The organism is Gaoshiqia sp. US2, assembly GCF_059705485.1.
Map to the genome: position 1 here is coordinate 4107229 of NZ_AP048550.1, position 11438 is coordinate 4118666.

Sequence of the window (11438 nt, forward strand, 5' to 3'; positions counted from 1 at the left end):
TTTTTCAGTTAGTGAACATGTTTTAATAAAAAGAGGTTGGTTAATAATATCCCGGATTCTCAACCAAATTCGAATTAGCGCCGGTTCTGGAAAGAGAAATAGGCAAATAATAATGTTTACTTTCAAAATAAGGGGTAGTAGATCCATCTACTCTGTCGACAATCTTCACCCGATACTTTGCATTTAAAACATCATATGCTCCTTGTTCGTAAGAATTACCGTCAAGGATAAACCTCAATCCATGAGAAGCTAATGATAAGTTAGTAATTGCTATTCTCCAGCGTCGTAAATCAAAGTAACGGTTCCCTTCAAATGCGAGTTCCACTTTCCGCTCTTTACGCACTAATTCCCTGGTAACCGAACTATATACCGGCATGCCGGCACGTTCGCGAATTTTGTTTACTGCCTCAAGGGCATCTTCACTTTTGTCTAACTCAATAGCTGCTTCAGCATAATTCAGGTAGATTTCCCCTAACCGAAAAATGATGTAATCCGTATCTGAATAACCTCTTTCATGGACAACAGCCCGTTCCTCGTCAAGATATTTTAACATTCCAAAGTTGGTAAGCCGTCCTACACTTTGAGTTTTGGCAAGTATCCCCTTGTAAGAACCACTTTTTTGTTCTTTTCCGTCAACCAGAATTGCATCATGGTAGTCCAAAATAAACGGCCCGTTCTTATAGGTCCAGGGAGAACCATGCGTATATACCGATGCCCTGAAGCGGGGATCCTTTTGCCCCCATAACTCATCAACCGTCCACAGGTAACCTGAAGCAATCTTATCCCGGTCGATTATACCCGAGGTTCCATCAACATTATCAAACGATTCAACCATTTCCAGGTAAATACAATTTTTTTGTCCTCCCCCCCAAACCTGATAACTTTTAGGAACATTAATCATATCCAAGGTGTGCCCTTTACCTGATAAACCATCAAACCGTTCGCTGAAAATCACTTCACTGTTTCCTTCATCCAGAAACAGGTTGCGAAAATTTAATGTTTTATCATTAGGATATTTGTTGTATAAAGCAAATTCATTGCTGCTTATAATCGTTTGGGATGCATCATAAGAAGCTTTCCAGTAAATATTGGCTTTACTTTCCGGAATACCGACTATGCCATCAAGCTGAACCGAGCCCCAAGTTGCAATACTTGCTGCATACATGGCTGCACGACTTTTGAGCGCCAAAGCTGCATACCTGCTTGGCCGCCCTAAATCTCCAGCGGGGTATTTTTCAGGTAAATCAGAGGTTATGGCATCCAATTCGGATAGGATAAAATCATACACTTCTTCTTCCTTGTTCCTTTTAGGGTATAATTCGCCTTCCGGAGAGTCAAGCAGCAGCGCTGTAGTGATCAAAGGCGTTCCGCCGTATCGTTTCGCCATATTAAAGTAAGCAAATGCCCGAAGGAAACGAGCTTCAGCCAAACGTTGGTTTCTGTATGACCCGGATAAATCCAGTGTCTGAAGTTTATCAATAAAAATGTTCAGCTTTCGAACAGTAGGATACCCCCACCATTCAAAATGTTTGCCGCTAATATTGATCCAATGAGATTTTGGCGATACTCCTCCCCATGCTGAAAGGCACTCATCTGACAGAGAGATTGCATCGGTAGAATTGTTTGCATTAAGTAAGTTAATAGGTTTACCATATGGCATCTCAAAGAAGAAGCCCATCTCGGAATAACACTGGTTCAGGTAATCGTCCATTAATATAGGATCTGACCAAACAGCAACATCGGTAATAGTATCCAGGGGTTGCTTTTCAAGTACATCTTCACAAGAAATGAGAAAACCCGAAATTATCAATAAAAATAAAGCTATTTTTTTCATTTTTCCCAATATTAAAGTGTAAAGTTTAAACCAAATGTAATGGTGCGCATTTGCGGGTAATAATACCCTCCATAACCGTTCGGAGCTTCAGGATCAATATCATACTTCATTAAACCGCTCCATGTAAACAAATTGGTGGCAGCTCCATACAAACGTAAATTCCTGATATTTAACTTCCCTAAGAATGATGAAGGTAAACTATAGCCCAAAGAAAACGTTTTTAACCGGATGTAATCCGCCCTTTTATAGTAGAAATCTGAATATAACCCATTAGAAGATGCTCCTCCTAAACGTTCTATTAAAACATTTTTACTGTTATTTTCAGGGGTCCAGCGTTCATTATACATTAATTCAGAAAAATTGTTCCCCCAACGGAGCTCAACTTGATTGTAAAAACCAAATGCACCCTGGAACAGGGCAGACATGTCAAAATCCCGATATTTCAAATTCAGGCTTAAACCGCCCATCCAGTGAGGGGTTGTTCCTTTTCCGATTTCAACCTTATCCCTCCAGTCCAACAGGCCATCCTTTACATACTCTACGTAACGGATGTCCCCTGGCGCAAGGGCAGCATTCCCATTACCTGTACTGTACACAAAATCGAGGGCGTCAATTTCTTCCTGCGAAGTAAAAACCCCGTCAGACTTGTACCCAAATGACCGGTCAGTCCATTGCCCGGTTTTTTTATCTATTCGAATCTGGTCAGGATCGTCATATTCCGGCTCGTCAAAGAAATCCCATTTAGAACGGGACCAGGAGAGGTTCGCGTTGATATCCCATTGAAAATCCCCCAGTTTCCCTTCATGACCTAACGTCAATTCAAATCCGCGTGTATTGATGCTGTTCAGGTTCTCCACCGGCAGGTCTGCCCCAAAAGTATCAGGAATTGCCACCCTCCGCTGGTCTGGTATACCATCCCTGTCGCGGTAAAACACATCAAATTCCCCGTAAAGTTTCCGTTTCAATAGTGAAAAATCCAAACCGGCATTGTAAATGGTCATATTTTCCCATGTCAACCGGGGATTTTCCATTCCTGTTGACGCTAACCCCTTCGATGCCGCAACTCCGATCAGGTAAGTAGAACCATATTCGTAACCAGACAGGTACGCGAAATTGGCTACATTGTCTTTGCCGGTTTCACTGTAACTCAGCCTTAATTTCAGGTTATCCAAAAAACGGGCATTATTTTTTATAAAGTTTTCCCCGGAAAGCCTCCAGCCTAATGACACACTCGGGAAATACCCCCTTCTATGTTCCTTGTCAAACTTCGATGATTCATCTATTCGAAGCGTGCCTTCCAAAAGATATTTGGATTTATAAGAATAATTAACACGATTGATTAAACTTTGCCTTCCCATCTCTGAAGCGCTTCCATCAGCAACCTGGTTGGTCAAACCCCCGGCAAAAAGGTAATCAATGGAGGTAGTCTTGTATTCTATCCTTTTCGCGCTGATCCAATCACTATAATAGTCAATAACTTCGTAAAGAACCATTGCCGATACCTGATGATCCTCTGCAATCTCGCGGTCGAAATTAAATGAAAACTGCCCTGTTATATTTCGATTCTTCGAATCATAGTGGTATAATTGAGGTAGTGTTGCAGAAGTTTCTCGCTTATACGTGTCGTTAGAGTAATTATAAGACCAACTATCACTTAGCCAATTAAATTGTTTTAAAAAACTATAATCCTGATTGTAGTTTACAAACACTTTGGAAGACAGCCCCTTAATGGTTTTAAAGTCATACTTTAAAGAAAGGGTCCCCTTTAAATTCTGGCTATTGGTTTTCCTGTAACCTGATAATTTACTATTCGTTATATAATGATAGCCAATTGCGGCGCCAGCCCCGCCATAAGGTATTTTATCCGGATCCGGTAATGTTGAAGACCAGAAAGGCTCAGTATTCCAATATTCCTGCCAAACCGAATTTTCTCTTTCACTGTTTCGCCATGGAAAATCCCTGTTTTCAACAATACTTGACAGATCAAGCTGTAAGGTCAGATTATCCAGAATTTTTGCATCAATATTTGATCGCAGATTATACCGTTGGTATTCCCCGCCATTTTTTTTAAACATGGATTGTTGATCCAAATACCCTAAAAACCCGTAATACTTTATTTTATCACTACCTCCCTGTATTGACAAATTATGTTGGCTTTGAGGAGACCAATCACGTGCGACTATGCTCCACCAATCTGTATTCGGATAATCAGGATCGGTTCCCGCGTAAAACTTTTGGACTTCTTCCTCGGTAAACCTTATATCGGCAACCCCTCTATTAATCTGCCCTTCTCTCCACAATTCAGCCATTTGGCCTGAGCTTGCCATTTTAGGCAAATTGGCAGCTCCCTGAAAAGTCATTGAACTTTGCAAATTAATTGTTGGTTTATCAATAGTTCCCCTTTTGGTGGTAACTAATATCACGCCATCCCCGGCCCTGGCTCCATAAATAGCTGCGGCAGCATCTTTTAACACGCTGATGGATTCTATTTCATTAGCGTCAATATTATTAAAAGATGATTCAACCCCATCAACGATTACCAATGGAGTTCCAAACCCGCGAATACTCAAGGATGATGCGTCTCCTCCCGGTACTCCGCTTTCCTGCTTGGATATCAATCCGGGCAAACGGCCCGCCAACGTGTTTGTAGTACTTGCAACCGGTGCAACAGTTAATTTCTCAGAACTGACAGTTGCTACAGAACCAGTCAAATTAATTCTTTTTTGGCTGCCGTATCCTACAGCAACCACTTCTTCCAGTCCAACCGTTTCTTCCCCCATAGTAATAATGAAAGAAGTTTTTCCTGCAACAGGCGCTTCCTGCATTGTCATGCCCACGAACGAGAACTGTAAGATTTTCGCATCGCCGGGGACGCGTAACGAGAACTCGCCTTCGGAATTTGTGATGGTACCAATCGTGGTTCCCTTAACAACAACCGTAACTCCCGGCAGTGACATTCCCTCCGGATCGGTCACCCGGCCGGAAACCTCTTTCTCTTGCGCAAACAGCGCAGTGAAAAAGAACATGAATAAAAAAAACGAAATGATTTTCCTCATAGCTTAAGAAATTTGAATTAAAAGCATAATTAGGTAATGGTTATTTCAAAGATTGAGGCAGGAACATGCCCCGAAGGATGTTCCAACCCGAGTATCAGCCCTTTGGCTTTAAACCCTGGTTTAAAGTTCCAGGTGTTAATTGTTTGATAGTTGCCTTGTTTTTCGAACAGGACTTCTCCGGTTAAATTTTTAATCGTATAATTCCGGATGCAGAGCGGAACAACATTTTCCGGGTGTCCGAACAAGGTTGATTCCATGGGGTGGTCGTAATCAGTGTCAAAAAATATCCTGATTTGCCTTAATTCTTTTTCTTCCGGCCATTCAATCGTTAAACGCGGGCGCTTATCGTCAAAATTGGCCACCCAGGCGTTGGTGCCGCCCCAGGGACGGACAAAACCGTTGCAGATATTCCCCGGTTGATAAATGTCAAGCGCCGGACTGATTTGCATCGCAATATTTTTCCCGTCAGGCCTGCGGTAAGAGATCCAGAATTCAAAAGCTTCGATGCCTATCCCGTCCGGCGGCAATTGCTTGCCGTTATTTGATACCGCTTTGTTTTTACCGTTAAAAACCGAAAGGACCCCGGTATATCGCTTGTTGCTGCTTTTAAGATAAACCTTCTCATTTGCCTTAAAAGTCACAAATGCATATTGGTCTTCTGTCACCGGGTTTACAAACTCAAAATCAATCCACTGCTCACCTTTAGCCAACTCAACAAAAAAGGTTTCGAGGGTTATATCCGGCGTGTAATTTTTAGATTTCGATGATTTCCTCAACTGAATTTCCAATTTCGACTCTTCATCTGCCTTTACCTGGATTTTAAACCGGTAAGACCGGCCTGCTTTAAAGGGGAGCATTTGCGCGGCAGGTACCCTAAGGCTGATCCAATCCCCATCGAAAGGTATTTCCGCGAGTTTTAACGTTGAAGAAGCCTTGATGGAAGCTTTGGAAACAAGGTTGGACCCTTTCCTGACAGGTATGCCGGGGATACTTTGCCCCGCTTTGTTTAGTTTATCCTGAAGCCCTGCTATTTTGTTTTTTTCGATTATAGCTGCCGGCTGCAGATTTTCTTCGATACATAAGGCGGCAGCCATGCCGACTGCTTGGGCCCCCAAGCCGTTGGTAGCCATTACCCGGGTCGAACTAAAGGCAACATGCGTGGCGCTGATAATTCTTCCGGCCAAAAACAAATTGTTTATATCCTTGCTTACATAGCACCTGTACGGTATTTGGTAAATACCCCTGGTATGCCACTGCGAACAACCGGGCAAATTGCTGTAAATCCCGTCCGCGGGGTGCAGGTCGAGTGCCCATCCCCCGTGGGCAACAGCATCATCAAACAGTTTTTGTTCAACAAGATCCTGTTGTTTTAGCATGTACAAACCCTCGAACCGGCGGCTTTCACGCTTACCGGGGATAGTAGCTACCCATTCCAGGGTCAGGTTGTCAACATCTTCAAAATTTCCTGAATTTTTAATGTAATCCCACACCCCGTAAATGACCTTCCATAACTCCCACTTGATCTCTTCAGTTTTATGCACGGTATCTGTCCGCCCGCCAAATTCAAACCACCAGAAGCGGCAGCCCTGGTCCTCTTTGCTGATGATTTTGTATCGCGGGATTTCCCCGATATCCTTCAACGCGTAAGACGGGGCTATAAATTTCACCGGGGCGTCTGCCCGTTTGCTGTAAAAATACATCGAGTGCCCAAGTAATTCCCCGTAGGATTCATCCGGCGCCAGTAATTCTCCAAACTCTTCTTTTGGCTCTGCTCCCATCCGGAAGGCGGCGCCTGCTTTAAATGCCACGACCCCGTCCCCGGACGCGTCACAAAAGATTTTAGCGCTGATTTCATACCTTGTTGAATTCTGGCTGCAAAAGGCAACCACCTTCTCTATCGTTTTTTCGTCTGACTTTTTCAGATCGTAAACGCAAGCGTTAAGCAACAACGTGATGTTTTTTTCCTGAATGACCTTTTCCAGCAGGATGGTATCAAAAATAACCGGGTTTCCTTCTTTATTGCGATAAAGGTTCTCCACAAGGATCTCATCGATCACCCCGCCTTCGCGTGCCCAGCGGTTATTATTTCCCATGTGGGAAGTAGCTCCCAAAATCCAAAGCCGGACTTCCGAAGAAGCATTACCTCCCAAAACAGGCCGGTCCTGGATTAAAACCGTTTTAATCCCCTGTCGCGCTGCAGTAATGGCAGCGCATACCCCTGCAATCCCGCCTCCAATAACTGCAAATTCGGTATTGATCTTTTCTGTTTTGCAATCCCTGTAATGCTCTTTCTCTTGTCGTATCAACATAATTTAATATTCTTTCCTGTTTTGTATATTTTTTCTGATTATCCATATTCCAATCAGGAGTACAATTCCACCCATGCCACCTGTAATGCCCCTTTCGGTGTTGGCAAAAAGTGACAGCGAGGCAATCAAAAGGCCGGTTGAGGCTATCCCGATGCCAATAACGGTTGCCCCTTTCCTGTTTTCATTATTATCATCTTCTGTTGTAGCGGGTTCGGGTAGGCTTGCACGGTTAACGTAAGCGAGATATGCTTTTTGATCTGCTTTTGCCCAATAAGCATATATTTCATATAATGCCAGTAAAAGGATTGGCGTCCCGGCCCCGACACCCATTTCAGTTGCCCTGCCGAGCGAAATTCCGAGCAATGAAGGGGATATAAATTTAAAAAACACACCAACCGCGAGTGAAACGAGGGTAGCTGTCAAAACACTCCTGCCTGTTTGCCGGCGGGAAAACAAAGCCCAAATAGGCGGTAAGAACAACGCGCCTCCCGTAAGGGCCGCCACGCTCAGGACGCTCTCAACAACGCCTCCCATGTAAGGCACCATCAGGGCAATAATTATCGTTAATATGCCAAGTAACACAGTAGCAACCCGTCCAACTTTTACCAAATGGCGATTGCTTGTTTGGGGAAAGAAGTGTTTGTAGACATCATTTGCCAGCACACCGGCCGAAATATTCAACGTGGTATTCACCGAGCTTGAGGTGGCGAAAACCATCCCTGCCAGCATCAGGCCCAACATGCCTGCAGGCAAGACTTCCTTGCACATCAACAGATAAGCCCCCTCATCGGCAAGTCCCTCGAGGCCCGGGTTCAAAACGCGGTAAATCATAGGGGGCAGCATCCAGATCACGGGGCTAACGGCATACAAAGCGCCGAATATCCAACCCACTTTTTTTGCATCTCCCGGAGTGGCAACGCTCGTGTAACGTTGTACATAGGCCCAGTTGCCGGCAATAAAAAAAAGGTTATACAGCCCAAAGGCAATCAAAAACCCACCGGTGTATTCGCTATCAACAAAAGAGAAAAAACCCTCGGGCGTCCCGGAGATGAAGTTTCCCATTCCACCTATTTTGTTGAATGACAACGGAACCACGATCAATACCACTGCCGTGAGCACAACGAATTGCAATACGTCCGTAACAATAACAGCCCACAACCCGCCGACTGCCGTGTATATTATAATAAGAACACCTAAAAAAATGATGCTCGCGGTTATCGGGATGCCGGTTGAAACCTCTACAATTTTTGCCACCGGGTACAAAAAGTTTCCCGTGGTAAAAAGGGATATCAACAAAAACAGCCAGGTATAAATTTTTTGGGTATTGTAACCCAGCCTGTTAGTGATAAATTCGGCCGCTGTCAGGGAGTTTGTTTTCCTCCATTTCGGGGCGATCACAAAGCCGATAACAAAACCGGCCATGCTCATCGTCCATTGTATGGTTACAGCCACCCACCCGCTGCTATACGCGATGGAGCCCCAAACCACAAACGTTCCTGCCGAAAAGAAACTCATGAACAAGGACAACCCGCTCATCCACCAGGGCAATGCCCCCCCCGCGGCAAAGAAGGACTTCATGCTTTTGCCCGACTTGGAAAATAACATTCCACAGGTGAAAACAAGAAGGGAAAAAATCAAGATCACACTAATATCTATCCTGCTCATTTAGTTAGGTTTTTCAATTATTTTCCAGCAAAATAACAAGTAGGATGAAATTCTAGCAAATTTTTAACATCCAAATTTTTCGAAAACGTTTTCGAAAACGTTTTATTTCGTCGAAAACGTTTTCGACGAAAAGTGTTTATATTTGCATCAATAATCCGGATAAAATGAAATTTGTCACTATTAAAGATATTGCAAAAGCTTTAAATGTATCAGTGTCTGCTGTTTCAAAAGCATTTAACGACAAATATGATGTTAGCAAAGAAACCAGGGAATTGATTTTGGCAAAGGCCAGGGAGATGGGGTACCATCCCAACCCGATAGCCCGGAAGCTCCTTTCACAGCGGAGTTATAACATTGGTGTGGTTGTTCCGGAATTTAACACCCCGTTTTTCCCTCACGTTAAATAGGTATCCAGGACATATTTTAAAAAAAAGGATATCAGGTTTTGATTATGCAATCAAACGAAAACTTTGAGACGGAACTGGAAAATGTAAAGACCCTTGAAAATAACATGGTGGATGGAATAATCCTGTCCTTAACGCACGAGACGAGTAATACTGATATTATAAAAAAATGATTGAAAACGGGTTCTCAATCGTGTTATTTAACCGGGCAAACGATGAATTGGAATGTTCCAAAGTAGTTTCTGATGATTACAAATGGGCATTCTTCGCCACTGAACACCTGGTGCTGCAAGGCTATAAAAATATTTATCATTTTGCAGGTCCTGGAAAACTTGCTTTGTGTGCTAACCGGATCAAAGGATTTGTGGATGCTCACAGAAAATATAAATAAAAGTTCATGACAGCCAAATAATTGAGACCGGGCTTTTAAAAGAAAACGGGGAAGAAGCCGTTAAAAGCTTAATTGAAACCAATCAATTACCGGATGCAATTTTTGCGGTAAATGCCCCGTGTGCTATTGGAGTACTCCCCAATTCCTAATGCTTTTCAATGTTGCCGGGTTTCAGGTACTAATGGGTATGCGCTGCAAATATTTTTTCTTTTTGATAAGGAGTCATTTTACTAAACACATGATTATTTTATGCTTTTAATCCCTGATTTGTTTGTCTTTATTGAATCATCCATGTCCCAGGTATAGTTCCATTTTTTCATATATTCCTTCCCTTCAAGAAATTCATCTTTTCTCTTATCAAGGAGCTTTTGTAGTTTTTCTTCCAGTTCGGCCTGAAGTGCTGCATATTCCGGTTTATTGCAAAGATTGTTCACCTGATACGGATCATTTACATTATCGTAAAGGAGCCAGGGGCCATTTAAATCTTTTGCGTAAGTGTACCTTTCGGTACGGATCCCGCGGTATTCACGCCCCCCGTATTTGTACGACCATTGATGAAATGGAACGGGGCAGGTAATATAAGCCCCCTCTATTTCAAGGTTTTCCGTTCCTATAAGCTCCCCCGAAAAATCAATCCCTTCCACTGAACCGGGAATTTCAAGATTACTGAGTCCCAACAAAGTGGGCATGATGTCGGGATAAGAAAAAACCTTTTTAACCTGGCCCGCTTTTAACTTTTCCGGGTATTTCAACAAAAAAGGCACAACAATAGACTCTTCCCAGGGTTTTTGCTTTTTTTCAAGCCCATGAGAGCCGAGCATGTCCCCGTGATCGGAAGTGAACACAAAAATGGTGTTTTCTTCAATCCCCGCTTCCCGTATGGCATTTTGCAACTCACCTATGCACCGATCCAATGCAGCAATATGAGCATAGTAACCCCGTAGCCATTCAGTAGCTTTATCCGCATATTCATCAGGTACATTAGGCCGGAGTTCTATTTCCAAATCTTCATATAGTTCCTGAAATTCTTCGGGGGCAGTTTTATAAGGTGCATGGGGTGGCCCCCAGGAAAGAAAAAGCAGAAATGGATCATCTTTGTGGGTTTTAATGTAGCTGACAGCTTCTTTAGTTTGGGCAATGGCATCGTACCCTTCCCATTTGTGTTCCACGTTTTCCTCGTTAAAGTAAACCGAGTTGTTATAATCGTGGGGACACTCGTGCGCTTTCCAGAAATCAAACCCCTGCCTGCGCTCTACAGGAACTGGCAAATTCCTGCCTTCCAAAAACGAGGTTTGGTGGTCGTGCCCGTTGATGTGCCATTTACCAATGTAGCCGGTTTGATACCCGTTTTCTTTATACACCTCGGCCAGGCAGATGGCATCGGTTGCCAGCGGCTTGTCATTATAGAAGAGGCCATGTGTCAATGGATATTGTCCTGTCATCAACGACGCCCTGGCCGGAGTACATACCGGAATGTTGGAAATGGCATTCCGAAAAACGACCCCTTCTATGGCCACCTTGTCAAGATTGGGCGTTTTTACCTGTTTGTTCCCAGCATAACCCAAGTCTTGTGCCCGCCATTGGTCGGCGAATACAAATACGACATTGGGTTTTTTAACATCCCCGGAATTTTGATGTTTACAGGCAAATCCGAAAAAGAGTGAACTGCCAATTAAAAAGGAAGCTAATTTTTTCATAATTCATATGTTTTTAAATCGAACTCATCTTGACTTTTTTTTTGAAAAAAGATAGGGTTGCAGAAATTTGTATTGCGAAACA

The 11438-nt window shown here is 43.3% G+C and carries 7 protein-coding genes; 2 read left to right on the forward strand and 5 right to left on the reverse strand.

Annotated elements, in window-relative coordinates:
- Nucleotides 1-40: 40 nt before the first annotated feature.
- Genes AC6H3C_RS16335 through AC6H3C_RS16350 form a run of 4 tightly spaced genes read right to left on the reverse strand, consistent with a single transcriptional unit; the run spans nt 41 to nt 8864 of the window.
- Complete coding sequence (locus tag AC6H3C_RS16335; protein WP_497521272.1) at nt 41-1834, reverse strand: RagB/SusD family nutrient uptake outer membrane protein; 1794 nt, start codon at nt 1832-1834, stop codon at nt 41-43.
- Nucleotides 1835-1845: 11 nt separating this feature from the next.
- A complete protein-coding gene (locus AC6H3C_RS16340; protein WP_497516480.1) occupies nt 1846-4890 on the reverse strand; it encodes a SusC/RagA family TonB-linked outer membrane protein in 3045 nt (1014 codons plus the stop codon).
- A gap of 29 nt (nt 4891-4919) precedes the next feature.
- Nucleotides 4920-7199 carry an FAD-dependent oxidoreductase gene (locus AC6H3C_RS16345; RefSeq protein WP_497516481.1) on the reverse strand — a complete coding sequence of 760 codons (2280 nt, stop codon included), beginning with the start codon at nt 7197-7199 and terminating at the stop codon, nt 4920-4922.
- Between the two features lie 3 nt (nt 7200-7202).
- The gene (locus AC6H3C_RS16350) at nt 7203-8864 is read right to left on the reverse strand and encodes a sodium:solute symporter family protein (RefSeq protein WP_497516482.1); all 1662 of its coding nucleotides are present in this window, start codon (nt 8862-8864) and stop codon (nt 7203-7205) included.
- 164 nt (nt 8865-9028) lie between these two features.
- Here AC6H3C_RS16350 and AC6H3C_RS16355 point away from each other — a divergent pair, with 164 nt between their 5' ends.
- Together AC6H3C_RS16355 and AC6H3C_RS16360 are read left to right on the forward strand one after the other, a co-directional pair.
- Complete coding sequence (locus AC6H3C_RS16355) at nt 9029-9271, forward strand: LacI family DNA-binding transcriptional regulator (protein ID WP_497516484.1); 243 nt, start codon at nt 9029-9031, stop codon at nt 9269-9271.
- Nucleotides 9272-9437: 166 nt separating this feature from the next.
- A complete protein-coding gene (locus AC6H3C_RS16360) occupies nt 9438-9659 on the forward strand; it encodes a hypothetical protein (RefSeq protein WP_497516485.1) in 222 nt (73 codons plus the stop codon).
- Between the two features lie 242 nt (nt 9660-9901).
- On the opposite strand, the gene AC6H3C_RS16365 is transcribed toward AC6H3C_RS16360, so the two are convergent.
- On the reverse strand, nt 9902-11356 hold the full coding sequence (locus AC6H3C_RS16365; RefSeq protein WP_497516487.1) for a sulfatase family protein: 1455 nt from the start codon (nt 11354-11356) through the stop codon (nt 9902-9904).
- Nucleotides 11357-11438 lie beyond the last annotated feature (82 nt).

Bases quoted from the DNA above. Each gene is read 5' to 3' on its own strand.
- AC6H3C_RS16335 (WP_497521272.1), bottom strand. From the start codon at position 1,834: ATGAAAAAAATAGCTTTATTTTTATTGATAATTTCGGGTTTTCTCATT.
- AC6H3C_RS16340 (WP_497516480.1), bottom strand. From the start codon at position 4,890: ATGAGGAAAATCATTTCGTTTTTTTTATTCATGTTCTTTTTCACTGCG.
- AC6H3C_RS16345 (WP_497516481.1), bottom strand. From the start codon at position 7,199: ATGTTGATACGACAAGAGAAAGAGCATTACAGGGATTGCAAAACAGAA.
- AC6H3C_RS16350 (WP_497516482.1), bottom strand. From the start codon at position 8,864: ATGAGCAGGATAGATATTAGTGTGATCTTGATTTTTTCCCTTCTTGTT.
- AC6H3C_RS16355 (WP_497516484.1), top strand. From the start codon at position 9,029: ATGAAATTTGTCACTATTAAAGATATTGCAAAAGCTTTAAATGTATCA.
- AC6H3C_RS16360 (WP_497516485.1), top strand. From the start codon at position 9,438: ATGATTGAAAACGGGTTCTCAATCGTGTTATTTAACCGGGCAAACGAT.
- AC6H3C_RS16365 (WP_497516487.1), bottom strand. From the start codon at position 11,356: ATGAAAAAATTAGCTTCCTTTTTAATTGGCAGTTCACTCTTTTTCGGA.